Source organism: Ruegeria sp. YTSC230, from assembly GCF_059609665.1.
In genome coordinates this window covers 24392-48764 of record NZ_JBXWMC010000004.1, presented here as the reverse complement: position 1 = coordinate 48764, position 24373 = coordinate 24392, and the positions used below count along the sequence as shown (strand labels likewise).

Sequence of the window (24373 nt, the reverse complement as noted above, 5' to 3'; positions counted from 1 at the left end):
CGGCATGTTGCTGAAACATGCCATTGAATCGGCGGTTTTTTTCAATTTTTGCCCACACGGCATTTCACCAATTCGAGAGCAGGGCCGATACTGATACGACCCACCCAGAGTCTCTGCTACATCAGGTGATGTAGATATTCTCGATTGGATCGGAACATGAACATGAAGCAAGACGTTTTCGGACAGATGAACACTCTCAGCCACCCGGCAAGTGCCGAGGCCTGGGATGGTGTTCTGCTTGGGTTCATGGCCCATGCCGCCGTGACGCCGCAGCATCTTGGCAAAGTTCTGGAGCTTGAACCCGATTTTGCCCTGGGTCATGCAATCAAAGGCTTGTTCATGGTCCTGTTGGGCCGTCGCGAGATGATGCCGGTCGCCGTCGAAGCGATGGCAGCCGCCAACGGTGCCATGCAACGCCAGCCGGTCTCAGCGCGCGAGCGACTGTATGTCGAAGCGCTGGGTCTGTATCTGGCTGACCTGCCCACGCAAGCCATACAAAAATTCGAAGAGATTCTGCGCGACCACCCACAAGACTCGCTGGCAATGAAACTCAGCCACGCGACACGATTTGTGCTTGGCGACTCGGAAGGCATGCGCCGGTCGATCGAGCGGATTCTGCCGGCGTACGAACCCGATCATGCAGGTCGTGGGTATTTGCTGGGCTGTCATTCCTTTGCGTTGGAAGAAACCGGTGCCTACGAAAAGGCCGAAATCGCAGGTCGGCAGGCGCTGTGGATGGTGTCGGACGATGCCTGGGGTCTGCACGCCGTTGCACACGTGCATGAGATGACAGGCAACGCGCAGCTGGGCCTTGATTGGTTGGCAGGACGCGAAGAGGCTTGGACCCACTGCAACAACTTCCGCTATCACGTCTGGTGGCACAAGGCGCTGATGCATCTGGATCTGGGTCAGGTCGATCAGGTGATGGAGCTGTATGACAATTACATCCGTCAGGACAAAACCGACGACTACCGCGATATCTCGAACGCCACGTCCCTGCTGTCACGGCTTGAGCTTGAGGGCGTCAATGTGGGCAACCGCTGGGAAGAACTGGCGGATCTCAGTGCAGCGCGGACCGAAGATGGTTGTCTGATCTTTGCCGATCTTCACTATCTTCTGGCCCTGACCGGCGACAATCGCCCTGAGGCGACCAGCAAGATGTTGCAGCGTATTCAGAAAGATGCGCAGCGCAATCAGGGGGACACTCCGATCCGCATGTCCGATCCGGGTATTGCGGCCGCCAAAGGACTTGAAGCCTTTGGCGAAGGCCTTTACGGCGACGCCTTCGACTTTTTATCGAACGCCCGAGCAGGTATGCAACTGGCAGGTGGAAGCCACGCCCAACGTGATGTATTCGAGCGCATCACAATTGATTCCGGCCTGCGCGCCGGCCGTCTGGATGCTGTCGAGCGCATCCTGGATGACCGTCGCGCCAAAAGAGCCGGGGGCGAAGACAATTACGCTCTTGCGCGCCGCACATTGATCGATGCGGCACGCGACAACGGAGACGCACAAAGCGTCCCGGCTGAATAACAAAAACTAAGACCAAGAAGGACAGAATACGTATGGCGACAGTTTCGCCCGCTTCTGATTTTGCGCCAGTGGCTGCCTCTGCGGCGGCCCCTGCCCGCACGCGCGACCCGCGCCTGGATTTCTATCGCGGCATCGCGATGTTCATCATCCTGATCGCACATATCCCGAACGATCCATGGGCCAAGTGGATTCCCGCGCGGTTTGGATTCTCGGACGCGACCGAGATTTTCGTGTTCTGCTCGGGCATGGCGTCGGCGATTGCCTTTGGCGGAGCGTTCCTGCGCAAGGGGTGGTGGATTGGAACGGCCCGCGTGTCGTTCCGTATCTGGCAGGTCTACTGGGCGCATATCTGCCTGTTCTTCTTTGTCGCCATGTCAATGGCGGCGCTGGATCAATCAGGGCTGTTCGAAAAGACCTACGTTTCGTCTTTAAACCTGCAGCACTTCTTCAACGATCCTGCGCCTCAGATCGTGGGTTTGTTCACGCTGACCTATGTTCCGAACTATTTCGACATCCTGCCGATGTATCTGGTGGTTCTGGCAATGATGCCCATGTTTATGGGCCTCTACCGGTTCGGTTTCTGGGCCGTCGCTGGGACATCCGTCGCGATCTGGCTGGTCGCACAGACCGACATTCTGGACCTCCCAGCCGAACCGTGGTCTGAGCGGCAGTGGTTCTTCAACCCCTTTGGCTGGCAACTGCTGTTCTTTACTGGTTTCGCCTTCATGCGCGGCTGGATACCTGCCCCCCCGGTATCGAAAACCTTGATCTGGGCGGCAGCACTGTTCCTGATCTTCTCGATGCCCTTTGGTTCGTGGAAGGTATTCACATGGATCAACGCAGCGGCCCCCGATCTGGCTGACGAAATCCGCAAGGTCTGGCCCGTGACGAAAGAGTTCCGCGACAAAACCGATTTTGGCCTGTTCCGCTATCTGCATTTCCTGTCACTCGCCTATCTGGGCTGGGTTGTCGCCGGGGAACATGGGCATCGCCTGATTGCAACCGGTCAGGGTACCGCGGCCAAAGTCTGGCAGTTCCTGCTGACCGTCATCACTAAAGTTGGGCAACAATCATTGGCCGTGTTCGTATTTTCGATGGCTGCAGCACGACTTATCGGCGTCGGTCTGGACCTGAGTGGGCGAGATGTTGCCAGTGTTTTCGTCGCCAACATGATTGGCTTTGCGATGATCATCGGCGTGGCATACATGGCCGCTTGGTTTAAGTCACAACCTTGGAAGTCTAAGAAATGAATTTTACACGTCGCGCATTTCTGGTCTCAACGTCGGCGCTTGCATTTGCGCCCGCGACCTTCGCCACCGGCGGTGAGGTCCCATTTGACCGCAATGTCGTCATTGAGATGGCCCGCGATCTGGCCAGCCGGCCTTATGCGGAACGCGAGATGGTGCCGCAGGAATGGCAGGATCTGACATATCAGCAATACCGCTCGATCCGGTTCCGGCTAGACCGCGCGCTGTGGTACGAAACCGAAACACCCTTTAACGTCGATTTCTTTACGCCTGGCCTGTACTTCCCGCGCACTGTTAAAGTCGAAACCGTCGAAAACGGGATGACCACTCCGGTCGCATTCGATCTGGAGATGTTCGACAAATCCGAGGATGTCCCGGAACTGCCGATAGACGACACGCTGGGCTTTTCCGGCCTGCGTCTGCGCACCGAAATGCACCGTCCCGGCAAGACCGACGAGTTCTGCGTCTGGCAAGGTGCCAGCTATTTCCGCGCTATTGGCCTGCATGAGGTTTATGGCCTTTCGGCCCGTGGTCTGGCACTCAAAACCGGCGACCCGGATGGAGAGGAATTCCCTGAATTCATCCGCTTCTGGCTGGAGCGCCCAAAACCCGGCCAGCGCGACATGGTCGTCCATGCGCTGATGGACAGCCCCAGCGTGACCGGTGCGTATCGGTTCAATATCACCGCCGGTGCGGACTGCGTGATGGATATCGAAGCCACGCTGTTCCCACGCGAAGAGCTGACGCATGTGGGTATCGCCCCCGGCACGTCGATGTTCCTGTTCGATCAGACCAACCACAGCCGGTTCGACGACTTCCGCCCTGCCGTACACGACAGCGATGGTCTGTTGGTGCGCAACGGTGCTGGAGAGGTTCTGTGGCGGCCATTGGCGAACCCAACCCGCCTGCAGATTTCGTCGTTCGTCGACACCAACCCGCGCGGCTTTGGCCTGTTGCAGCGCAAGCGTGAATTCTCGGATTACGCGGATCTTGAGGCGAATTACCACAAGCGCCCCAGCCTGTGGGTCGAACCCGGTGCGGATTGGGGCAAAGGTGCCGTCACGCTGGTTGAAATTCCGGCGGATCAGGAAATCTACGATAACATCGTTGCCTACTGGCGCCCTGCCGAACCCTATACGGCTGGCAGCCAGGTCGACCTGTCCTATCGCCTGATCTGGGGGGATGAGCCCCAGCGCACACCGATGGCGCGCGTGATCAACACCGCGATGGGTGACAACACGTTTGGTGAAGGGCGTCTGGCCGTCATCGATTTTGAAGAAAGCGAGCTGTTCGACGACCCAGAGGCGATGACCATTTTCGTGGACTCGCCGCATGCCGAAACATCCGAAGGTGTGCTGCAACGCAACCCCGACACAGGCGGTTTGCGGCTGGCGTTTTCGTTCGAGCCCGGCGACCGCGACCATGTCGAATTGCGCGCGCAGTTGCTGAAAGACAAACAGCCAGCCTCTGAGGTCTGGCTTTACCGTTGGACCTCATGACCAGAGACCTTCATATCATGCCGTCTGAGACGCCTCTGGCCATGCCTGCGCAGGATTTCAGCGCAGGGTTTCGGGATGCACAGGTTCCTGATGCCAAACGTCCCTCGGCCGGGTTCTGGCGTGCGCTGGCGTTTTCGCCCGCAATGGCGGCGACGCTGGGCCTGCTATGGGTAATGACGGACTGGTTCGACGCCGAAGGCATCAACCTGATTGAGGCCATCCTTCTGGCGCTGATCTCGTTCAACTTCTTCTGGATCTCCTTCACGGTCTGCACTGTGTTGCTGGGCATGGTCTCCCTGTCCCGGCAGGAGCGTCCCGTACGTCAGGGTCGCGCCCAACCGTTGCGTGTCGCCCTGTTGACACCAGTGTACAACGAGGTGCCCTGGAACGTGCTGGGCAATGCCCGGACCATGCTTGAAGACTTGCAGGCGCGCGGTGGGCAGCATCACTATGCCATGTTCATCCTCTCGGACACGCGCGACCCAGAGATCGCCGCACAGGAACAAGCCAGTGTCGAGGCGCTGCGCACCACCCTCGCCCCCGGGCTGGAACTGTATTACCGCCGTCGCGAACAAAACACCGACCGCAAGGTTGGCAACATCGCCGACTGGGTCAGCCGCTGGGGTGCCGAGTGGGATGCCATGCTGGTATTGGATGCCGACAGTCTGATGACCGGTCGCGCCATCGCCCGTTTGACCGACGCATTGGCCCGGGACCCCGGCGCAGGTTTGATTCAGAGCTATCCTCAGCTGATCGGGGCACAATCAGTCTTTGCACGGATGCAGCAGTTCGCCAATGGCGTCTATGGCATTGCTTTTGCCGAAGGGCTTGCGCGCTGGTGCGGACAGGAAGGCAACTATTGGGGGCATAACGCCATTATCCGCACCCAAGCATTCGCCAACTGTGCGGGTTTGCCGAAACTGCGAGCACTGAACGGTCGGGAAAAACTGATCATGAGCCATGACTTCGTCGAGGCCGGTCTGCTGCGTCGGGCCGGTTGGGGCGTGCGGTTCCTGCCCCGCATTCGCGGGTCTTATGAAGAAACGCCGCCGACACTGATAGATCACGCCCTGCGCGACAGGCGCTGGTGTCAGGGCAATTTGCAGCACCTGAAACTGTTGGGCTCAGCCGGGTTCCAGTCGGTGTCACGGTTCCACATGTTCCACGGCGCAGTCGGATATCTGATGTCGCCGCTTTGGTTTGCGCTGCTGGTGATGTGGGCGCTGATCGGTCAGGGTGAGGATGCCTCGGTCTTGCATTATTTCAGCCCTGACAATCCAATGTTCCCGCAATGGCCTGAGATGACGGAAACCCGCCATGTGCTGATCATTCTGGTCATGTATGCGATGCTGCTTGCGCCAAAGGTCTTGGGTGTTCTGGCCCTGCCACTCAGCGGAGTGCGCTATGCCGAATTCGGTGGCGGGCGCAAGTTCCTGACCTCATTCCTGGCCGAGGTTGTTCTGTCGATCCTCTACGCCCCCATTCTGATGGTGCAACAGATGATCGCCGTCATTCGCACCACCTTTGGTATCCAAAAGGGTTGGTCCCCACAGGCGCGGGATGGCGGCAGCTATGGTCTGCGCACGCTGATCCTTTGCCACACGGTCGAAACGATCAGCGGCGCGGCCCTTAGCGTGGGCATCCTGTCCGGTCTTGTATCAGTCTGGTTGGCCCCGATTGCGATCAGCCTTGCCTTTGCGATTCCTTTGTCCGCGCTCAGTGGCGTATCGGCCGGAGCAGCCCGCCGTATGGTTGGCATGAAAGAGGACTATAACGAGCCCGCAATCACACGCTCGGCCCGTCGCTACAGGGATGAGCTGAAGAAAGTGATCGAGGGTAAGGGCGTGATGACTCCGGCCGAGTGATCACCCACCCGGCAAACCTTCGTACCAATCGATCATCATATCGGCCCAGCCTTTGGGCACCATGTGACCATCGGGAAACAGCGCAAACTCCAGCGCGCTGCCGTCGTCACATCCGCTCCAATATCGGCGCATGAAAGAGCCGGTGTTCGAGAACCCGCTGGGCTTGGTATCGACACATCCATTTGCAACGCGCCAAATCTCAAGTCCGGCAAAGATATCGCCCTGATGAAATCGGCCACCGCCCAACAAGCGCCCTTCCAGCGGCACCACGTTGTCCGTCCAGCCATGAGTGTGGAACATCCGAACCGGGCCATCGCAAGATTCAGGATCAGGGCGCCAGAACCCACCTGAAACGGGCACATAGGCCGAGAACGTATCGGGCGCGGCGCAGGCAAGGTAGTAGACCATGAACGCGCCCGCCGAGAACCCGCCCAGAACGACCCGGTCCGTATCCACGCCAAACCGATCCGCGGCATCCTCAACCGCCTCGGTCAAAAAGGCGGTTTCATCGCGTCCTTCCCAACCCGGAAAGAAGTTCCAGCTTTGTCGCCCGTTGCGCTCCGACCCTTCTGGCGCCATTACAGCGTAGCCGCGCGCTAGCAGCGGTTCCACCATGCCACGGTTTTTCAAAGTACCGGTGGCGGTGCCACCATAGCCGTGCAGAAACACCACCAGTGGCGGGTTCTCATCCTCGGGCAATTCGATATGGTATCCGCCTGAGGCGGTTTCGCACATACCCTCCAGATCGGCACAGGCGGCCAGCCCCGACTGCCCGACCAGCGCCAAACCCGTTGCCAGTGTTAATTCCCGGATCATACTGCACTCCTGTCGTAGTCGCGAACCGGCAATCCGGCGCGTACCCATCCCGGCCCAGCGGCCGACCCCAACATGCCTTCGGGCACATCAATAATATTCGTAAATCCTGCCTCGGTCAGCCGGTTGCTCAACCGCGCCGAACGCACGCCCCGCGCACAGATCAACGCAATTGCCGCGCCCTTGTCACCTTTGACGAGCTGCGTCAGAGCGGGAATGAAATCGTCACGGCGCATGTCCAAATATTTCGCGCCCTCTCCTATCCCAGTGGACTGCCACTCTTTCGGGGTGCGAATGTCCAGCAACAACACGTCTCCGGCCACGGCCTGCCTATGCGCATCCTGCACGCTAAGTTGCCGTCCCGCATAGTCAGGCGGAATAAGCCGGTATTCGCGTATCGCAAATCCCCCCGCCACTGCGGCACAGCCTCCAATCAAGATCCACCTGCGGGATCGGTTTAAGTTTCGGGCCACGTCGCACCCTCCTGACCTGACACCGGGTTTCTATCACAGCGCAGATTTGGAATCCGCGCCGAATTTATCCTGGCAGTTCAAGTTCACGTCATTTTTGCAGGCAAAAGCCGCAGCCTTGCTGTGTTGGCGCGCGGCAAATGAGTTGTATTAGCTGGACAGTAAGAAAATTATCCTTACAAAATCAGTACTACTTGACCGCCCAGAACGGAGTATCGCACTTGTCCCTATTCCTCATCGCGGCCCTTCCTTTTCTCGGCGCTGTTTTTCCAGCTCTTCTGATCAGGGCAGGACGAAATGCAGCTGCTTCTGCTGCTGGGTTGACCACATTTCTGGCGCTGATGGGTCTGTTGATCCACATCCCGTCTGTGATGCGAGGCGATGTTGTGACAGCCCGGTTCGAGTGGATACCAGCCCTTGGATTGAACGCAAATTTCATGCTGGATGGCTTGGGATTTTTGTTTGCCTTGCTGATACTTGGTATCGGGTTACTTATCATCCTCTACGCACGATTTTACCTGTCGCGCGAGGACCCGATGGGGCAGTTTTACACCTATCTTCTGCTGTTTCAGGGCGCGATGGTCGGGATTGTTCTGTCCGACAACATACTGCTTTTGCTTATCTTTTGGGAACTCACGTCGCTTAGCTCCTTCCTGTTGATCGGATATTGGAAACACCTGCCCGAAGGACGTCAAGGTGCGCGGATGGCGCTTGCAGTGACCGGCTCTGGCGGGTTGGCGATGATCGCCGGGATGCTGATCCTGGGCAATATCGTCGGGTCTTATGACCTAAGCGTAATTTTGCAGAACAAAGAGCTGATCCAGGCGTCACCCTATTACCTGCCCGCGTTGATCCTGATCCTGCTAGGTTGCTTTACCAAGTCGGCGCAATTCCCATTCCATTTCTGGCTGCCCCACGCCATGGCGGCCCCGACACCGGTTTCTGCCTACCTGCACTCGGCCACCATGGTGAAGGCCGGGTTGTTCCTGATGGCCCGGATGTGGCCCGTTTTGGCCGGCACCGACGCTTGGTTCTACATTGTTGCCACAACTGGACTTATCACCATGCTGATGGGCGCGGTGATCGCTCTGTTCAAGGATGACCTCAAGGCCCTTCTGGCGTTTTCGACCGTGTCGCATCTGGGGTTGGTCACCATGTTGCTGGGCTTTGGCACAAAGATCGCCGCCGTAGCCGCGATATTTCACATCATCAACCACGCCACGTTCAAGGCTGCGCTGTTCATGACCGCAGGGATCGTGGATCACGAAACCGGTACGCGGGATATCAAACGTCTGGGTGGTCTGCGTCATCTGATGCCGATCACCTTTACGATTGGCACAATCGCTGCGCTGTCGATGGCGGGCATACCGCCCCTGAACGGGTTCCTGTCCAAGGAAATGATGCTGGAAGAGACCGTTCACACCACATGGCTGCACTCTCATTATCTTGTGCCGGGTCTGGCATTGTTGGCGGCGCTGTTTTCAGCGGCCTATTCCTTCCGGTTTGTCAGCCACGTGTTCCTGGGCCCGGAGCGGCATGATTACCCGGCCCATCCGCATGATCCACCCGTCGGTCTATGGTTGGCGCCTGCCTTCCTTGTCGTGCTGGTGGTACTGATCGGGCTGAACTCTGCCGCCATCGTGGGCCCATTGGTCGCTGTTGTGTCCAGCGCGGTCATTGGCGGTGAGAAGCTGCCGTATTATTCGCTGAAATTGTGGCACGGCTTTACGCCTGCCCTCTATATGTCCGTGGTCGCGACACTGGGCGGTCTGTTCCTGCTAAGCTTGCATCGGCATGAAGAGAAAATCTGGAATGCTTTGCCGCGTCCCGAGGCCAAGGTGATCTTTGACACTGTGATTGGCGTGCTGACAAAACTCAGTCGGTTGATCACCGATACTTTGCATAACGGCGTCCTCAGCCGTTACGCGATCGTTATGATCGGTTTCACCCTCGCGCTGGGTTATTATGCCTATACAACCGGCACGATTGGACCCGAAACGCGGGAGGCGCTGCCCATTCAGATTATTCCGCTTATCGGATGGATCTGCCTTGTCGGTGCAACGCTGGCGATTATGTGGTTCCACCGCAATCGCCTGTTGTCGCTGGTGCTGATTGGTGTTGTCGGCCTGATCGTTTCGATGGCATTCAATTATCTGTCCGCCCCGGATCTGGCGCTGACGCAGATCTCGGTCGAAGTGGTCACGATGATCCTGCTGCTGCTGTCGCTGAATTTCCTGCCCACGGATACGCCCTGGGACAGCAGCGCCGCGCGCCGCTGGCGCGACGCGGCTATTTCAGTCGTGGCGGGCATTGGTTCGGGCGCGCTGATCTATGCGCTGCTGCTGCGGGATTTTGCCTTTCCGACGATTTCGGAATTCCATCTGGCGAATTCTTACAAAGGTGGTGGCGGCACCAATGTGGTCAACGTCATCCTCGTGGACTTCAGGGGCTTTGATACCTTTGGCGAAATCATCGTTCTGGGTATTGCCGCGCTTATCATCTTTGCCCTGACCGAGGCAGTTCTGGGCACCAATGTCCGCAGCTACCTGCTGAACCGGAAACCGCATTGGCCACAGTCGGGGGACTCGCATCCGTTGATGATGGTGGTCGTGACCCGAATGATGATGCCCATCGCGCTGATGGTCGGGGCTTATATCTTTTTCCGCGGCCACAATCAGCCGGGCGGAGGCTTCATCGCGGGCCTTGTCGTCGCGATCGCCTTCCTGATGCAATACATGGCCAGCGGTTATACTTGGGCCATCGAACGCCAGAGGTTCTACTACCATGGCTCCATCGGCTGGGGCGTGCTGATTGCCGCCGCTACTGGTCTGGGTGCGTGGTTTAACGATCGTCCGTTCCTGACCAGCGATTTTGGCTATATTCACTGGCCACCGCTGGAAGAGTTCGAATGGGCCACCGCCATCCTGTTCGACACCGGCGTCTTCCTGGCTGTTCTGGGGGCGGTGATGCTGGCGCTGGACAGCCTGTCCAGGTTCGCGTGGCAACCGGGCATGGCGCAGGAATTCCCGATGGATATCAACCCATTGCGGGATAATCCGCCGCAAGAAGAAGAAAACAAGGAGCAGGTCTGATGGAAGCGCTCGTAGCCTCTGCCGTTGGCGTCATGACTGCTGCCGGGATATTCCTGATCCTGCGCCGCCGGACCTTCCCTGTCATTCTGGGTCTGTCTCTGCTGACTTACGCCGTGAACGTGTTCCTGTTCGCAACGGGCCGATTGGCTTTGGACGCGCCTGCCGTTTTGAACAAATACAAAGAGGTGCCCTATACCGATCCGCTGCCGCAGGCTTTGGTGCTGACGGCCATCGTGATCTCGTTCGGAATGACCGCTGTGATAGTGATGATCGCACTCAGCGCCTACCTGTCCTCCAAGGATGACCATATCGACATGAACGCCCATGACAGCGTTGACGCGCCGGGAGAAGACGCATGAACCATTGGATCGTTGCGCCAATCGTCCTGCCCGCGATCCTGGCCCCGTTCATCATTATGGTCCTGCGCTTTCACCTGGACCTGCAGCGCATCTTTTCGGTCGCTGGGGTGGTGGCCCTAATTGGTATTGCCCTGACTATCACCGCACAGGCCGCAGGTGGCGATATTCAGGTCTACGAACTGGGCAACTGGCCTGCGCCCTTTGGCATCGTTCTGGTGCTGGACCGACTATCGGCCATGATGGTGCTTCTGACTGCACTGTTGGCTTTGCCGATCGTGCTTTATGCTATCGCCTCAGGCTGGGACGATCGGGGTAAACATTTTCACGCCCTGTTCCACTTTCAACTGATGGGAGTCTGCGGCGCATTCCTGACCGGTGATGCCTTTAACCTGTTCGTGTTCTTCGAAGTTCTGTTGATCGCGTCCTATGGCCTGATGACGCATGGGGGCGGTGCAGTACGGTTGAAAGCCGGGGTGCAATATGTGGCCTATAACCTGCTGGGGTCCACCCTTTTCCTGTTTGCTTTAGGCACGCTTTATGCTGTGACCGGAACGTTGAACATGGCCGACTTGGCCTTGCGAGTGGCCGAATTACCAGCGGATGACACCGCCCTGCTGCGGGTTGGTGCGGTTTTGCTGCTGCTGGTGTTTTGCATCAAAGCCGCTGTGTTGCCACTGCACTTCTGGCTACCTGCGAGCTACGCCAGTGCCCCCATGCCAGTGGCAGCCCTGTTTGCGATCATGACCAAGGTCGGCGCCTACTCTATCCTGCGGATGTACACGCTGGGCTTCGGGCCAGAGGTTGAGGCAACGCAGGGCCTTGTTGGCGCTTGGTTACAACCCGCCGCTTTGGTGACGCTGGCCGTTGGTGCCATCGGCATTCTCGGCACACAGCATATTGCGCGTATGGTGGCGTTCTGTGCCATCACCTCGATGGGAACGTTGTTGATTGCGATCTCGCTGTTCACGGAAACGGCCACAGCGGCGGCACTGTATTACGTGTATCATTCCACCTTGGCCACTGCGCTTATGTTCCTGGTTGCCGATCTGGTGATGGAACGCCGGGGCGGCGCGATTGCCCCAACTGCACCAATGCCGCAAACGGGTCTGATATCGGCTCTGTTCTTTGTGGGTGCCATTGCACTGGCGGGCATGCCGCCGCTATCGGGTTTTGTCGGCAAGTTGCTGGTGCTGGACGCCGCACGGGACGCACCGGATGCAAACGCCATCTGGGCCGTAATCCTGATCGGTTCCTTCGTGACTATTGTTGGCCTTGCCCGAGCGGGCTCGTTGATCTTCTGGAAAAGCCATGATGCCCAACACAACACGGAAATGGACCCTGAAAACGAAGAAGAAACCGCGCCAGCGCCCGAGCCCAACCCCGGCCTGGCTTTCACAGCCGTATTTGCCATGGCGATCGGCCTTGTGCTGCTGACCCTGTTTGCCGGGCCTGCGCTGGAGTATACCAATAAGACGGCCGAGCAATTGTTCACACCCGAAGATTACATCGCAGCCGTATTGGGAGGCGACACATGATCAGACTTCTGCACCGGATATTCCCGCACCCGCATCTGACGTTCCTGCTGACCATCGTGTGGGTCCTGCTGGCCAACAACATGACCCTGAATTCGCTGGTCTTTGGCCTGATCCTGGGCATCATCATTCCCTTCATCACACAGCCCTACTGGCCTGACCGCCCAAAGCTGCGCAATTGGCCCATGGTCGTTGAATACATCCTGGTTGTGCTTTGGGACATCGTGATCGCGAACATCACCGTTGCCCGGATTATCCTGTTCAAACGCGACGCAGATCGTCAGCCGGCCTGGATCTGTGTGCCTCTGGAATTGCGCACGCCCGAGGCGATCACAGTGCTGGCGGGTACGATCACCATGACCCCCGGAACCGTCAGCAGCGATCTGTCTGCGCAGGGGCATAATCTTCTTGTGCATTGTCTGGACGCCCCCGATCCTGATGCAGTGCGCGACCAGATCAAAAGCCGCTATGAGCGTCGCCTGAAGGAGATTTTCGAATGATCGACATTGCAATCGCCTTTGCATTCGCCTGCTTCGGAGCGGCCATTATGATGTGCCTTTGGCGGATCATCACCGCAGACGGCGTCGGCACCCGCGTTCTTGCGCTGGATACGATGGTCATCAACACGATCGCGCTGTTGATCCTATATGGTCTGACTCTGGGAACCGAAGTGTTCTTTGAATCCGCCATGATCATTGCCATGCTGGGCTTTGTCTCAACGGTTGCCTACGCGCGCTTCATGCTGCGTGGCAATATCATCGAGTGAGGGTGGAATGGGTTTCATCGTAGAACTTCTGATCGCCTTCTTCCTGGTTGTCTCAGGTATCTTCGGCTTTGTCGGGTCCTATGGCATGATCAAGCTGAAAGACCCGATGTCCCGCCTGCACGCACCCACCAAGGCGACGACCCTGGGCGTGGGTGGTGTGTTGCTGGCATCGATCTGCCACTCGGTTCTGATCGAACAGCACCTGTCGCTGCACGAACTTCTGATAACCCTGTTCCTGTTCCTGACGGCGCCGATCACAGCCCTGTTCATTGCCAAATGGCACATTCACCGTCATGAAAAACCCAGCGATCTGCCGGATGCGGGCGAGGATGAACTTTGGGCCACGCACGCGGTTGAGCAAGTCGAAGACGTCCCTGATCACAGCAAGTCCTGAGTTTGATGCACCACCCACCGCTGCCCCTAACCCGCGATCTGGTTCTAATCGGCGGCGGTCACACCCATGCGCTGTTGCTGCGCAAGTGGGGCATGAATCCCCTGCCCGGCGCGCGGGTGACGGTGATCAACCCCGGCCCCACCGCGCCATATTCGGGAATGCTGCCGGGCTTTGTCGCCGGGCACTACGCTCGTCAGGACTTGAACATAGATCTGATCAAACTGGCCCGCTTTGCCGGCGCGCGTTTCATTCTGGGCGCGGTTTCCGGCATCGACCCAGACCGGCGCGAGGTTCATGTGCCAGACCGTCCCCCGGTGGCGTTTGATGTAGCATCGGTCAATGTGGGGATTACATCGGAAATGCCCGCCCTGCCCGGCTTTGACCATCATGCCGTTCCTGCCAAACCGCTGGGTCCGTTTGCTGCCAGATGGGCAGAGTACCTGGAAGGATCAGGTGATGCCACGGTCGCGGTGATCGGCGGTGGGGTGGCCGGGGCTGAGCTCATCATGGCTATGGCCTTTGCCTTGCGCACCAACGGGCGCACCGCGCATCTGACCCTGATTGACAACGCGCATGCCCTGACAGCGACCCACCCCAAGTCCGCGCAGACCATTCGCAAGGCAATGGCTGATCTGGGCATCGAAGTGATCGAACGGGCATCTGTTTCGCACATCGCTCAGGATCACGTCGCACTAGAGGATGGCCGCCAAATCCTGGCCAGCTTTGTGACCGGCGCAGCCGGTGCAAAACCTTATGACTGGATCGCGAAAACAGGGCTGGATCTTCAGGATGGCTTCATCCGCGTCAACGCTCAATTGCAGTCCAGCGACCCTGCCATTTTTGCGGCGGGTGATTGCGCACATCTGACAGAAAACCCCCGCCCCAAAGCCGGCGTTTACGCGGTGCGCGAGGCCCCCGTATTGTACCAAAACCTAAGGGCCGCCTTAGGGTCAGGTGTTGCGCGTCGGTATGAGCCGCAAAAAGATTACCTCAAGCTGATTTCATTAGGCGGCAAGTCTGCATTGGGGGAACGGCTGGGGACCTCGTTCAGCGGGCCGTTGATGTGGAAATGGAAAAACCACATCGACCAAAGCTTTATGGACAAGTTTCGCAACCTGCCGCAGATGAAGCCTCCGTCCTTGCCCCGCCATCACGCGGCTGGTTTGACCGAAGCCTTGGGCGACAAACCCATGTGCGGGGGCTGTGGTGCCAAGGTTGGGCGCGGCGCGCTGCAATCCGCGCTTGCCGATCTGCCCACCCCTGTTCGTGCGGATGTGACACCACTGCCCGGCGATGATGCCGCCCTGTTGCAGACCGGGGGTGCCCGGCAGGTCATGACCTCGGACCATCTGCGCGGCTTCGTGGACGATCCCGCTTTGATGACACGCATTGCAGCGGTTCACGCGCTCGGGGATATCTGGGCCATGGGGGCCTGCCCACAGGCCGCCACGGCGACGATCATCCTGCCCCGCATGTCGCCAACCCTTCAGCGTCGCACCATGGCCGAGATCATGGCCACGGCCAGCGACGTCATCCGTGACGCCGGGGCCGAGATTGTCGGCGGCCACAGCTCGATGGGTGACGAGATGACGATCGGGTTCACCCTGACCGGTCTGTGCGACGCCGACCCGATCACACTGACCGGCGCCAGAATCGGGGATGCCCTGATCCTGACCAAACCGTTGGGCAGCGGCGTTCTGATGGCGGCAGAAATGGCGGGCGCAGCAAAGGGCGAATGGGTTGCGGCGGCCCTTGCACATATGGTGCAGCCACAAGGCAGGGCTTCAGAAATATTGGCAGGCGCACATGCGATGACCGATGTAACGGGATTTGGTCTGGCTGGACACCTGCTGGGCATGACCGAGGCTTCGGGTTGCGGTGCCACCCTGGATCTGGAGGCAGTTCCGGTGATGGATGGCGCTTTGGAACTGAGCGCGCAGGGCATCAACTCAACGCTGTTCGAGGACAATCGCGCGATTACGCCCGAATTACCGACGGGCGGTAAAACTGACCTGCTGTATGATCCTCAGACTGCCGGAGGCTTACTGGCCGCGATACCTGCAGATCAGGCGCGGGTGATTTGCGAAGCTTTGCGCGAAGCGGGATATCCTGCCGTTATCATTGGGCACATGACCGATGCACCGGGGCTTCGGGTTCAAACCTGATCCAGAATAGCTTCGATCTGCGCTGCTGTTACAGACAAGCCAGCATGATCCAGCGCCGACGCATGGATATTCGCTATAACGTCTGAACTGCGCACTCGGGCAGATTTGGCATATGCAGGATCATAGTGCTGCTCGATCAAAGCCTGAGTCAGTGCGCGTTTGTCACCAGCGTCAATCATGTCCAGCCAACCGTCCACCACGTCATGCCCGCGGTGAAACCGCAGCGGGGAAAGGCGGTCGCGCAGGCGGTCAGAGTCCGACAGAACGTCATCATAGGCGGATACCAAGTAGTCCGAACGCGCCTGAACGGAGGCTGTGATCTGGATGCGCGGGGCTTGGCGCAAAGCCGCCCAAAGCGTCGGCGGCAGGATCAGAGACCCGATTTTGGACGACTCCGCCTCGACCACCACGGGGCGCGACATGTCCAGACGGCACAGCACAGACGATAGGGCAGACTCGAACGCCTTTTGGCTGGGTTGTCCACCGGGCATATCACCCAGCAAGGACCCACGGTGGTTGGCCAGCCCCTCTAGATCCAGAACCTGAACGCCGCGAGCAGCAAGATGCACTAATAGTTCGGTCTTCGCCGTGCCGGTATATCCGTCCAGCGCGATCAGGCGATGCGGCAGCGGGTCATCATAAAGATACCGCTTCACCAAGCGGCGATAGGTGCGATAGCCACCCTCGACCACTTCGGCGCGCCAGCCGATCTGTTGCAGCATCCATGTGAACGAGCCCGATCTTTGCCCACCGCGCCAGCAATACACCAAAGGTCGCCATGCTCCTTCATGATGGGACAGGCTGTTCTCGATGTGATTGGCCGCATTCCGAAACACCAGCGCGGCCCCCAGTTTGCGCGCCAAAAATGGGCTTTCCTGAACATAGATCGTGCCGACACGGGCGCGTTCCTCGTTGTCCAAAACGGGAAGGCTGATGGCACCAGGAAGATGGTCCTCGGCAAATTCCGCCGGGCTGCGCACGTCGATCACCGTGTCAAATTCATGCGCATATAGATCGGGCAAACTGTTGAATTTCAGAACCATGTCAGAGGTCTATCCCGCAAAGCCGTGAATGAAAAGGCAGGGCTAAATTTCGATCGGTTCAATCAATTCCGGCCCGCTGGCGCGGTTCGAATTCACGGTCGGGCTGACGCGATGATAGCTGAGGACATCTTCGTCCCCTGGCTGCATCAGACGCGCGGCCCCCTTTCCGGCCTCCCCCAGCCACAGCGGCCAGTCATCGGGTTCCAGAATCAAAGGCATGCGATGATGGATCGCGCTCAGGTGACGGTTGGCCGGCGTCGTGACGATGGCGCAGGTGCCCTGCCGCGCATCTTCAGGCCCCCAATCCTGCCAAACACCGGCAAAGGCAATCGGTGCGTTGTCCTGACGAAAAATGTACCACGGTAACCGGTCGCCTTGTTCCGTCTTGGTCCATTCATAGAACCCCGTCGCGGCGATCAGGCAGCGGCGTTCCCGGCACGCGGCACGAAAGGCGGGCTTTTCGGCAAGCGTTTCCGCCCGCGCGTTGATCAACAGAGGTCCTGCGTTTTCGGCCTTGTACCAATGGGGCAAAAACCCCCAGCGCAGCGGGTCAAGCGTGCGCCCGGTTTCCCCCGCGCGCACCACATGCACCTGATTGGTCGGGCAGACGTTGAAATTCGGCACCGCAGGCAAAGTATTAGCCGGGCGCGCCGAAAAAAGCTGCGCCATTGCATCGTTGGGAAGTGTTACGGCAAACCGTCCGCACATAGGCCTTGTCCCTTTTTCAGAAATTGTAGGTTAATGTCGCCCGCGCCGATACCGAGTGGAACACCATCAAGCCGTTTCTGACCATAAGACTGAAAAGGCCGCGTCAAACGCGGCCTTTTGGTTTGTTTATCGAAACAGATTTACTTCTGCTTGATCCGCCCATCCAGATAAGGCGTGTAGGGCGCGTTTTCGGCAAGATATTCTGCCGTTACATCGGCCAGATCGGGGCCAAAGTCATAGGCGTTTTTGTCGTCACCCGAGAACATCTTGTAGCCGTCACCGCCATTGCGGACGTAGTTGTTGGTGACCACCAGATAAGTCGCGGCCGGATCGATGGGAACAAACCCGTCTCCGTCGGCAACCATGACCTCAGCGATACGCCCTTCGTTCGGCGCAACGGCCGGGTCCCAGGTGAAGGTCAGGCCAGCAACCTGCGGAAAGCGGCCTTTGACCTCTTCCACCTGGCTGACGCCGTTTTCCAGCGCATCGATGACGCCCTGGCCGCTGATCTCGAAGGTCGACAGCGTGTTCTGGAACGGCAGCACGGTCAGCACTTCGCCCATGGTCACGTCGCCCGGATCGATCGAAGCCCGCAGACCGCCCGAGTTGGCAATCGCAATCTTAACGCCCTGATCCGCGACGCGTGCCAACATTGCGTCGGCCACAAGGTTGCCCATCTGGCATTCCTGAACACGGCAAATAGCGCGGTCGCCTTCGATGGCATCGGCAGAGTTTGCAACCACTTTGTTGCGGATTTCATCCAATGGCACGGCCAGCTCGGCAATACGATCCAAAGCGGCCTGATCCTCGGTGACTGTGTTGTCCATGATCAGCGGCTCGCCAGCAGCCTCGACCACGTTGCCGTCATCGTCAAAGGTCACATTCAGCTCACCCAGAAATTTGCCGTAGGCATAGGCCTGAACGATCTGCACGCCGTTTACCACGGTCGGGTACGGGCCGGCGGCCTTGTCCGAGGTGTTCGACAGGTATGTGTTCGAGTGGCCACCTACGATCACGTCAACTCCGGTGGTTTCCTGCGCAACGCGCTGATCCACACCGTAGCCCGAGTGGCTGAGAACGATGATCTTGTTGACGCCTTCACCGGTCAGCTTATCCACCTCAGCCTGAACCGCAGGCACCGGGTCCGAGAACGAGATATTCGGACCGGGCGAGGCAAGCTCATCAGTGTCGATAGGTGTCAGGCCGATCAGGCCGATCTTTTCGCCGCCAACTTCGATTACGGTCGATTTCTTGATCTTGTCGGTCAGCAACTCTTCGTCCGCAACATCCGCATTGGACATTAGAACCAGGAAATCGACCGAGTCGATAAAGCCGCGCAGAACCTCGGGGCCGTCGTCGAATTCGTGGTTACCCACCGTCATCGCGTTGTAGCCCAGCTTGTTCATGAACTCGGCCGCGACCTTGCCCTTGTAATAAGTATAGAACAGCGATCCCTGAAACTGGTCTCCGCCATCAACCAGAATCGAGTTTTCGGCACGGCCACGTGCCTCCTCGACCGCAGTGACCAAGCGCGCGGAACCGCCAAAGCACTTGCCTTCGGCATTGTCTTCATCACCGCAACCGCTGTCGTATTTGTTGATCGGCTCAAAACGCGAGTGGAAATCGTTGGTGTGCAGAATCGTCAGTTTGTACTCGGCAAATGCCATGCCTGCGGTCAGGCTGAGCACCGCAGCAGATGTCAAAAGACGGGTGAGCATAGTTTAACTCCCTATTGTTAATTGCGGAGATGTTGCGACGCGCAACGCCGAGAGTCAAAGGGGGAAATCCGGCTTGATTCTACCCGTGGCCCGGTGCATCACGACCGCATGCTGATTTACAAAATTTTTCGGGCCGATGAATGGGCCACGTTACAGGCGCAAGGCGCATCAGACGGGGCGCCGATTGATGTCTCTGACGGATATGTTCACTTCTCGACTGCCAAGCAGGCGGCAGAAACAGCTGCCAAACATTTTGCCGGGGTCGAAGGGCTGACCCTGCTGGCGTGTGACGCCGATGTGATGGGCGACGACCTGAAATGGGAGGTTTCGCGCGGTGGCGCGCTTTTCCCCCATCTTTATCGGCAGATCAAAATGACCGATGTTGTCTGGTCGCGCGCCCTGCCCTTTGATGGAACCGCTCACCAGTACCCCAAGGATATGGAATGACCAATTTTGTCGATCCGGACCGCGCCCAGTTTGAGGCCTTCAAGGACCTTGATCGGGACCACCCGATCGAGATGCTGAACTTGGTGAAGTTCCGCGACGCTGCTGAGTATCCCGCAGGGCACAAACTCGTGGATGCCGGGCTGACCGGCGCGCAGGCTTACGGCAAGTACGGCTCGGAAACCGCTCCGATCATAGCGCGCCTTGGCGCTTCGATCCTGTGGCGCGGCGTGTTTCAGACGACACTGATCGGCCCGCAAAACGAAAACTGGGACGCAGTATTCATCGCCCGCTATCCCACAGCGCACGCGTTTCTGGAAATGGTGACGGACCCGGTTTACCAAATGGCTGTGGTGCACCGCCAAGCCGCCGTCGAAACCACGCGCCTTATACGATGCGCCCCTACCATTGGCGGAGAGGCATTCGGATGAAACTGACTGAAAAACTGGGGCTGGCAGCCCTGCACCGCATGGATCCTGAGACAGCTCACGGATTATCGATCAAGGCGCTAAAGGCCGGATTGGCCCCTGCGCCGGGTCCAGTGACCTCCAGTCGGTTGCGCACCGAAGTGGCGGGATTGGACCTGCCGAATCCCGTTGGCCTGGCCGCAGGATTCGACAAGAATGGTGAGGTTCTTGCGCCTTTGTCCCGCGCAGGGTTCGGGTTTATTGAGGTCGGTGCCGTGACCCCGCGCCCGCAGCCCGGCAACCCGAAACCACGCCTGTTCCGCCTGACCCAGGACATGGCCGCCATCAACCGGTTCGGGTTCAACAACGAAGGCATGGAGGTCATGGCCCGCCGTCTGGCTGACCGCCCAAAGGACGCGGTGATTGGCCTGAACCTGGGTGCCAACAAAGACAGCGACGACCGCCCCGGCGATTTTGCCAAGGTCCTGGCCCATTGCGCCGCGCATCTGGATTTTGCCACGGTCAACGTCTCATCCCCGAATACGGAAAAACTGCGTGATCTTCAGGGCAAGGCGGCCCTGAGTGCGTTGCTAAGTGGCGTGATTGAGACGCGCAACGCACTGCCCCGCCCCTTGCCAATCTTCCTGAAGATTGCTCCGGATCTGACCGAAGGCGAATTGCAAGACATCGCCGATGTGGCCCGCGAAACCGGCGTGGATGCGGTGATTGCCACCAACACGACCCTGTCACGCGAAGGTCTGCGCAGTGCCCATAAGGGTGAAGCAGGCGGTCTGTCCGGCGCACCGTTATTCCAGAAATCGACCCGCGTTCTGGCACGTCTTAGCCAGTTGACCGACGGGCAAATCCCATTGATTGGCGTTGGCGGGATCGGGACGGCAAAGCAGGCTTACGCCAAGATCTGCGCCGGGGCTTCGGCTGTGCAGTTCTATACGGCCATGGTATATGGCGGCATTTCATTGGCCGCAGAAATTGCCGAAGATCTGGATGAACTGCTGGCGCAAGACGGGTTCACTTCGGTCGCAGAGGCCGTTGGCAGCAAAAGAGAGGACTGGCTGTGATTGAATATTGGCATAACCCGCGCTGTTCCAAATCCCGCGCCGGTCTGGCGTTGCTGGAAGAAAAAGGTGCGACCGTCAAGGTTCGCAAATATCTGGAGGATGCGCCGTCTGCTGATGAGCTGCGCGCGGTGTTGTCCCAATTGGGAATTCCGGCCATCGAGATGATGCGGACAGGCGAAAAGCGGTTCAAGGAACTGGGCCTGACGAAAACGACACCCGATGATGACCTGATTCAAGCTATGGCCGAAAACCCCATCCTGATCGAGCGTCCTCTGGCCATTGCCGGCGACAAGGCCGCGATTGGTCGTCCGCCCGAAAACCTGCTGTCGCTGCTTTAAGCGATCTGCGCTTCCAGCTTAGGGTATCGCCATCCCAACGTGACCCCGCGCACGATGTTCAGGACCATCAGCGCGGCCCAAAGCCCATGGTTGCCGAACGTCGGCACCAACAGGAATAGGGCCACTACATATATCGCGACGGACTGGATCATCGCCTGCCGCATGGCGCGGGTCCAGGTCGCCCCGATATAGATACCGTCGAACATCCAGCTGGCTACGCCGATCACCGGCGCAAGGGCCGCCCAGAGCAGAAACTCCCGCGCGGCAATCCGCACTTCGGGTGAGGTTGACATCAGATCAATCAGGGATGGTCCGGTCAGAAAAAACACAAGACCCAGGGCAAACGCACCCCCGACGCCCCATTGCGACGCCATGATCGACGCGCGCCGGACCTGGGCGCGATCACGCGCGCCGACCGCACTGCCCACCAGCGCCTCGGCAGAGAAGGCAAAACCGTCCAAGGCAAAAGCCGTGATCTCAAGAAATTGCAGCAGCACCTGATTTGCCGCCAGATTGACGTCCCCCAGATCGGAACCAACAAACAAAAAAGTGGTAAATGCGCCGGTCAAAAGCACCGAACGCACCATTATGTCGCCGTTCACCTGCATCATTCGGCGCAGACGCGCAGGGTCAAAAATCCTGGGCCAGTCGCGCCACTGATTTCCAGCGAAAGCGTCGTGGCACAACCAGAGACCAAGCGCCAACCCGGTCCATTCGGCGATCAGCGTCGCGATGGCGACACCTTCGACGCCCCAGCCAAGGCCAAGAACAAACCAGAGATCCAGAACGATGTTCAGCCCGTTCATCCAGATCTGCAAAACGAACACACCCTTGGTGCGCTCTACCGCGATCAGCCAACCTGTCACGGCAAAAAGCGCGATCGTCGCCGGGGCACCCCAGATACGGATCTCCAGATAGGCGCGGGTCAGAGATTCAACCTCTGGACTGGCTGGAGACAGGGCGAACGCCCCCCAGAACAACCAGACCTGCGTCAGTATAAAGAACAGACCCGCCGCGCCGCCCAGCAACAGCCCGCGCATCAGCAAGGCTCCGGTTTCCGCCGTGTCCCCTGCACCACGTGCCTGGGCAGCAAGACCGGTTGTCCCCATACGCAGGAACCCGAACACCCAGTAGATGGTGGCTAGAATAACGGCTCCCATGCCGACCGCACCGATTGGGGCCGCCTGACCCAACTGCCCCACGACACCAGTATCCACCGCCCCCAGAATTGGCACCGTCGCATTGGACAATACGATCGGCGCTGCAATCCGGAGCACCCGCTTATGCGTAATGGGTGCCGAAGCGTCGTGCATAGCGTTCTATTTTCCGTCGGTAGTGGGCTGTGGCATCAGGAAATGCCCCGAAGCCTGTGCAAAGAGCTTCGCGTGATTGTCCTGCCAGGCCTCGACCCTGACAGAGGCATAGCGACGCCCGGCCCGGCTGATGAATGCGCGCGCATAGGCATCACGCGGCAGGCCTGACCGCAGATAGTCGACGGTGAAATCAACGGTCTTTGGAAAACGTACTTTTTTGTAGTCGGCGATATCACTGGCATTTAGTTCCCCGCTTTCGATCTTGGGCAGCAAGAACTCCCAACTCAGCGTGATGACGGCCGTGACTTCTAGAAACGCCGCCGTGACGCCGCCATGCAATGCGGGCAGTAACGGATTACCGATCAGTTTCTGATCAAAGTTCAAAACACCAGTCAGTTCATCACCGCGGCGATCAAAGCCGATGTCGAGGAACCGAATGTAGGGCACACCATCGACAATCGCGTTCAGCGCCGCATCCCGGCGTTGTTTTACGACCTGGACGGGTTCCGGGCGAGTACGCGCCATTACAGACCCTCCACCGTGAATGACCCTGCCGCTGTGGCCACCGGAAGACCATCGTCTTCGTCCATCGCCGTCGCGCGCACAAAGGCGACATTCCGTGTGATGTGGTAGCATGTCGCCTGGGTCGTTATCGTCTGTCCCGGTGTTGCCGCCCGCATATAGTCGATCCTCAGGTCAATTGTCGCCGTACCCCCTGGGGCCGACGGATGGCTCATGACGGCGGCACCACAACAGGTATCCAGTGCGGCGAAAACAGCGCCGCCATGAATTACCCCAGTGCGCGGATCGCCAACAAGCTCTTTGCTGTACGGCATTGTAATACCCGCTTCGCCATTTCCGATTGAGGTCAGCTTCAGACCCAACGCCCTTGCATGCGGGATCGCCTCGATGAACTGGCGCGCAATTGCGGCTTTGTCGACCATGTACTTGAATCCGTTCTTTTGGTTTATCCCTTTATGAGCCCGTGTCCGCCAAAAGAGCAAGCCCGCCGGTTGCGCTTGCCGCTGACAGAACATAGGCTGCGCCAGAGGAGATCAGGAATGTCCGACAACCGTTTGTCATTCAAAGAGATGTGCGCCGAGTACGATGTGACTCCACGTACCCTGCGCTACTATGAGTACATCGAATTGCTGCAACCCGATCGGGAAGGCAGATCGCGATATTATGGTCCGCGGGAATGCGCACGCATGACTTTGATCCTGCGCGGCCGCAAATATGGGTTTTCGCTGGAAGATATCCGGCAGTGGCTGCTGATCTATGAAAATGAAGGCAACGAGATCCAAATGCGTGCATTTGTCGACGTCGCGGATAAGCAGATCGTCGAACTGAACCAGCAAAAACAGCAATTGGACGAGGCAATTGATGCCCTGACCGAGATGCGCGACCAGACTGCCAAATCGCTCGAGTGATTCCGTTGGCGCACCATCGCGCACTCAAAAAATGAAGCGAATCTCGCACACTTCGGCCATGCCTTAAGGTGTGTTGGGTCGCTCTGCGGGAATTGCCACCCACAAATTCCGTTACGTTAATTCCGAAAAAGTCGGAAATCCGCGACTTGACGCGCGCG

General features: G+C 58.6%; 24 protein-coding genes. 16 read left to right on the top strand and 8 right to left on the bottom strand.

Features of this window, described 5'->3' with window-relative positions:
• Positions 1-162: 162 nt before the first annotated feature.
• The 4 genes from AC2FD9_RS09370 to mdoH are packed head-to-tail and all read left to right on the top strand — an operon-like array spanning position 163 to position 6144.
• Entirely contained in the window at positions 163-1533 is a 1371-nt protein-coding gene (locus tag AC2FD9_RS09370) for a tetratricopeptide repeat protein (RefSeq protein ID WP_496836528.1), read from the top strand.
• A gap of 32 nt (positions 1534-1565) precedes the next feature.
• Positions 1566-2783 (top strand): OpgC family protein, encoded by a 1218-nt coding sequence (locus tag AC2FD9_RS09365; protein ID WP_496697028.1) that lies wholly within the window; start codon positions 1566-1568, stop codon positions 2781-2783.
• On the top strand, positions 2780-4279 hold the full coding sequence (locus tag AC2FD9_RS09360) for an OpgD/OpgG family glucan biosynthesis protein (RefSeq protein WP_496836525.1): 1500 nt from the start codon (positions 2780-2782) through the stop codon (positions 4277-4279). The genes AC2FD9_RS09365 and AC2FD9_RS09360 overlap by 4 nt, the downstream gene beginning before the upstream one ends.
• Positions 4276-6144: a glucans biosynthesis glucosyltransferase MdoH gene (gene mdoH, locus AC2FD9_RS09355; RefSeq protein WP_496836523.1), complete on the top strand. Its 1869-nt coding sequence runs from the start codon at positions 4276-4278 to the stop codon at positions 6142-6144. The genes AC2FD9_RS09360 and mdoH overlap by 4 nt, the downstream gene beginning before the upstream one ends.
• On the opposite strand, the gene AC2FD9_RS09350 is transcribed toward mdoH, so the two are convergent.
• Positions 6145-6960 carry a CE1 family esterase gene (locus AC2FD9_RS09350; protein WP_496836521.1) on the bottom strand — a complete coding sequence of 272 codons (816 nt, stop codon included), beginning with the start codon at positions 6958-6960 and terminating at the stop codon, positions 6145-6147.
• Positions 6957-7430 carry a rhodanese-like domain-containing protein gene (locus tag AC2FD9_RS09345; RefSeq protein WP_282169202.1) on the bottom strand — a complete coding sequence of 158 codons (474 nt, stop codon included), beginning with the start codon at positions 7428-7430 and terminating at the stop codon, positions 6957-6959. The genes AC2FD9_RS09350 and AC2FD9_RS09345 overlap by 4 nt, the downstream gene beginning before the upstream one ends.
• A gap of 218 nt (positions 7431-7648) precedes the next feature.
• Between AC2FD9_RS09345 and AC2FD9_RS09340 the strand changes: the two genes are divergently transcribed.
• Genes AC2FD9_RS09340 through selD form a run of 7 tightly spaced genes read left to right on the top strand, consistent with a single transcriptional unit; the run spans position 7649 to position 15735 of the window.
• Positions 7649-10519, top strand: coding sequence for a monovalent cation/H+ antiporter subunit A (locus AC2FD9_RS09340; protein WP_496697038.1), 2871 nt, complete (start codon positions 7649-7651; stop codon positions 10517-10519).
• Positions 10519-10878 (top strand): Na+/H+ antiporter subunit C, encoded by a 360-nt coding sequence (locus AC2FD9_RS09335; RefSeq protein WP_108860216.1) that lies wholly within the window; start codon positions 10519-10521, stop codon positions 10876-10878. The genes AC2FD9_RS09340 and AC2FD9_RS09335 overlap by 1 nt, the downstream gene beginning before the upstream one ends.
• Positions 10875-12413 carry a monovalent cation/H+ antiporter subunit D gene (locus AC2FD9_RS09330; RefSeq protein WP_496836520.1) on the top strand — a complete coding sequence of 513 codons (1539 nt, stop codon included), beginning with the start codon at positions 10875-10877 and terminating at the stop codon, positions 12411-12413. Before AC2FD9_RS09335 ends, AC2FD9_RS09330 begins: the two co-directional genes overlap by 4 nt.
• The gene (locus tag AC2FD9_RS09325) at positions 12410-12910 is read left to right on the top strand and encodes a Na+/H+ antiporter subunit E (RefSeq protein WP_496836518.1); all 501 of its coding nucleotides are present in this window, start codon (positions 12410-12412) and stop codon (positions 12908-12910) included. The genes AC2FD9_RS09330 and AC2FD9_RS09325 overlap by 4 nt, the downstream gene beginning before the upstream one ends.
• Positions 12907-13176, top strand: a complete 270-nt coding sequence (locus AC2FD9_RS09320; protein ID WP_058274196.1) for a K+/H+ antiporter subunit F — start codon at positions 12907-12909, stop codon at positions 13174-13176. Before AC2FD9_RS09325 ends, AC2FD9_RS09320 begins: the two co-directional genes overlap by 4 nt.
• Before the next feature lie 7 nt (positions 13177-13183).
• A complete protein-coding gene (locus AC2FD9_RS09315; protein WP_472724135.1) occupies positions 13184-13570 on the top strand; it encodes a Na+/H+ antiporter subunit G in 387 nt (128 codons plus the stop codon).
• 5 nt (positions 13571-13575) lie between these two features.
• Positions 13576-15735: a selenide, water dikinase SelD gene (gene selD / locus AC2FD9_RS09310; protein WP_496836516.1), complete on the top strand. Its 2160-nt coding sequence runs from the start codon at positions 13576-13578 to the stop codon at positions 15733-15735.
• On the opposite strand, the gene mnmH is transcribed toward selD, so the two are convergent.
• The 3 genes from mnmH to AC2FD9_RS09295 form a co-directional block, all read right to left on the bottom strand.
• Positions 15726-16778 carry a tRNA 2-selenouridine(34) synthase MnmH gene (gene mnmH, locus AC2FD9_RS09305; RefSeq protein ID WP_496836514.1) on the bottom strand — a complete coding sequence of 351 codons (1053 nt, stop codon included), beginning with the start codon at positions 16776-16778 and terminating at the stop codon, positions 15726-15728. The two genes, selD and mnmH, sit on opposite strands and share 10 nt — an antisense overlap.
• A 42-nt stretch (positions 16779-16820) precedes the next feature.
• Positions 16821-17486, bottom strand: a complete 666-nt coding sequence (locus AC2FD9_RS09300; protein WP_496836512.1) for an SOS response-associated peptidase — start codon at positions 17484-17486, stop codon at positions 16821-16823.
• A gap of 140 nt (positions 17487-17626) precedes the next feature.
• A complete protein-coding gene (locus AC2FD9_RS09295; RefSeq protein WP_496836510.1) occupies positions 17627-19204 on the bottom strand; it encodes a bifunctional metallophosphatase/5'-nucleotidase in 1578 nt (525 codons plus the stop codon).
• Positions 19205-19312: 108 nt separating this feature from the next.
• Between AC2FD9_RS09295 and AC2FD9_RS09290 the strand changes: the two genes are divergently transcribed.
• Genes AC2FD9_RS09290 through arsC form a run of 4 tightly spaced genes read left to right on the top strand, consistent with a single transcriptional unit; the run spans position 19313 to position 21472 of the window.
• Positions 19313-19651 carry a DUF952 domain-containing protein gene (locus tag AC2FD9_RS09290; protein ID WP_496836508.1) on the top strand — a complete coding sequence of 113 codons (339 nt, stop codon included), beginning with the start codon at positions 19313-19315 and terminating at the stop codon, positions 19649-19651.
• The gene (locus AC2FD9_RS09285; protein ID WP_496836506.1) at positions 19648-20079 is read left to right on the top strand and encodes a DUF1330 domain-containing protein; all 432 of its coding nucleotides are present in this window, start codon (positions 19648-19650) and stop codon (positions 20077-20079) included. Before AC2FD9_RS09290 ends, AC2FD9_RS09285 begins: the two co-directional genes overlap by 4 nt.
• The gene (locus AC2FD9_RS09280) at positions 20076-21134 is read left to right on the top strand and encodes a quinone-dependent dihydroorotate dehydrogenase (protein WP_496836504.1); all 1059 of its coding nucleotides are present in this window, start codon (positions 20076-20078) and stop codon (positions 21132-21134) included. The genes AC2FD9_RS09285 and AC2FD9_RS09280 overlap by 4 nt, the downstream gene beginning before the upstream one ends.
• Positions 21131-21472 carry an arsenate reductase (glutaredoxin) gene (arsC, locus tag AC2FD9_RS09275; protein ID WP_496836502.1) on the top strand — a complete coding sequence of 114 codons (342 nt, stop codon included), beginning with the start codon at positions 21131-21133 and terminating at the stop codon, positions 21470-21472. The genes AC2FD9_RS09280 and arsC overlap by 4 nt, the downstream gene beginning before the upstream one ends.
• Here the strand turns inward: arsC and AC2FD9_RS09270 are convergent.
• From AC2FD9_RS09270 to AC2FD9_RS09260, 3 genes are read right to left on the bottom strand one after another with little or no spacing between them, the layout of a single operon-like run.
• On the bottom strand, positions 21469-22785 hold the full coding sequence (locus AC2FD9_RS09270; protein WP_496836500.1) for an MATE family efflux transporter: 1317 nt from the start codon (positions 22783-22785) through the stop codon (positions 21469-21471). The two genes, arsC and AC2FD9_RS09270, sit on opposite strands and share 4 nt — an antisense overlap.
• 6 nt (positions 22786-22791) lie before the next feature.
• A complete protein-coding gene (locus tag AC2FD9_RS09265) occupies positions 22792-23310 on the bottom strand; it encodes a PaaI family thioesterase (RefSeq protein WP_496836499.1) in 519 nt (172 codons plus the stop codon).
• Positions 23310-23729, bottom strand: coding sequence for a PaaI family thioesterase (locus AC2FD9_RS09260; RefSeq protein WP_108860423.1), 420 nt, complete (start codon positions 23727-23729; stop codon positions 23310-23312). Before AC2FD9_RS09260 ends, AC2FD9_RS09265 begins: the two co-directional genes overlap by 1 nt.
• Positions 23730-23846: 117 nt before the next feature.
• On the opposite strand from AC2FD9_RS09260, the gene AC2FD9_RS09255 reads away from it, so the two are divergent.
• Entirely contained in the window at positions 23847-24215 is a 369-nt protein-coding gene (locus tag AC2FD9_RS09255) for a MerR family transcriptional regulator (RefSeq protein ID WP_058275812.1), read from the top strand.
• Positions 24216-24373 lie beyond the last annotated feature (158 nt).

Bases quoted from the DNA above. Each gene is read 5' to 3' on its own strand.
- AC2FD9_RS09370 (WP_496836528.1), top strand. From the start codon at position 163: ATGAAGCAAGACGTTTTCGGACAGATGAACACTCTCAGCCACCCGGCA.
- AC2FD9_RS09365 (WP_496697028.1), top strand. From the start codon at position 1,566: ATGGCGACAGTTTCGCCCGCTTCTGATTTTGCGCCAGTGGCTGCCTCT.
- AC2FD9_RS09360 (WP_496836525.1), top strand. From the start codon at position 2,780: ATGAATTTTACACGTCGCGCATTTCTGGTCTCAACGTCGGCGCTTGCA.
- mdoH (WP_496836523.1), top strand. From the start codon at position 4,276: ATGACCAGAGACCTTCATATCATGCCGTCTGAGACGCCTCTGGCCATG.
- AC2FD9_RS09350 (WP_496836521.1), bottom strand. From the start codon at position 6,960: ATGATCCGGGAATTAACACTGGCAACGGGTTTGGCGCTGGTCGGGCAG.
- AC2FD9_RS09335 (WP_108860216.1), top strand. From the start codon at position 10,519: ATGGAAGCGCTCGTAGCCTCTGCCGTTGGCGTCATGACTGCTGCCGGG.
- AC2FD9_RS09330 (WP_496836520.1), top strand. From the start codon at position 10,875: ATGAACCATTGGATCGTTGCGCCAATCGTCCTGCCCGCGATCCTGGCC.
- AC2FD9_RS09325 (WP_496836518.1), top strand. From the start codon at position 12,410: ATGATCAGACTTCTGCACCGGATATTCCCGCACCCGCATCTGACGTTC.
- AC2FD9_RS09320 (WP_058274196.1), top strand. From the start codon at position 12,907: ATGATCGACATTGCAATCGCCTTTGCATTCGCCTGCTTCGGAGCGGCC.
- AC2FD9_RS09315 (WP_472724135.1), top strand. From the start codon at position 13,184: ATGGGTTTCATCGTAGAACTTCTGATCGCCTTCTTCCTGGTTGTCTCA.
- selD (WP_496836516.1), top strand. From the start codon at position 13,576: ATGCACCACCCACCGCTGCCCCTAACCCGCGATCTGGTTCTAATCGGC.
- mnmH (WP_496836514.1), bottom strand. From the start codon at position 16,778: ATGGTTCTGAAATTCAACAGTTTGCCCGATCTATATGCGCATGAATTT.
- AC2FD9_RS09300 (WP_496836512.1), bottom strand. From the start codon at position 17,486: ATGTGCGGACGGTTTGCCGTAACACTTCCCAACGATGCAATGGCGCAG.
- AC2FD9_RS09295 (WP_496836510.1), bottom strand. From the start codon at position 19,204: ATGCTCACCCGTCTTTTGACATCTGCTGCGGTGCTCAGCCTGACCGCA.
- AC2FD9_RS09290 (WP_496836508.1), top strand. From the start codon at position 19,313: ATGCTGATTTACAAAATTTTTCGGGCCGATGAATGGGCCACGTTACAG.
- AC2FD9_RS09285 (WP_496836506.1), top strand. From the start codon at position 19,648: ATGACCAATTTTGTCGATCCGGACCGCGCCCAGTTTGAGGCCTTCAAG.
- AC2FD9_RS09280 (WP_496836504.1), top strand. From the start codon at position 20,076: ATGAAACTGACTGAAAAACTGGGGCTGGCAGCCCTGCACCGCATGGAT.
- AC2FD9_RS09270 (WP_496836500.1), bottom strand. From the start codon at position 22,785: ATGCACGACGCTTCGGCACCCATTACGCATAAGCGGGTGCTCCGGATT.
- AC2FD9_RS09265 (WP_496836499.1), bottom strand. From the start codon at position 23,310: ATGGCGCGTACTCGCCCGGAACCCGTCCAGGTCGTAAAACAACGCCGG.
- AC2FD9_RS09260 (WP_108860423.1), bottom strand. From the start codon at position 23,729: ATGGTCGACAAAGCCGCAATTGCGCGCCAGTTCATCGAGGCGATCCCG.
- AC2FD9_RS09255 (WP_058275812.1), top strand. From the start codon at position 23,847: ATGTCCGACAACCGTTTGTCATTCAAAGAGATGTGCGCCGAGTACGAT.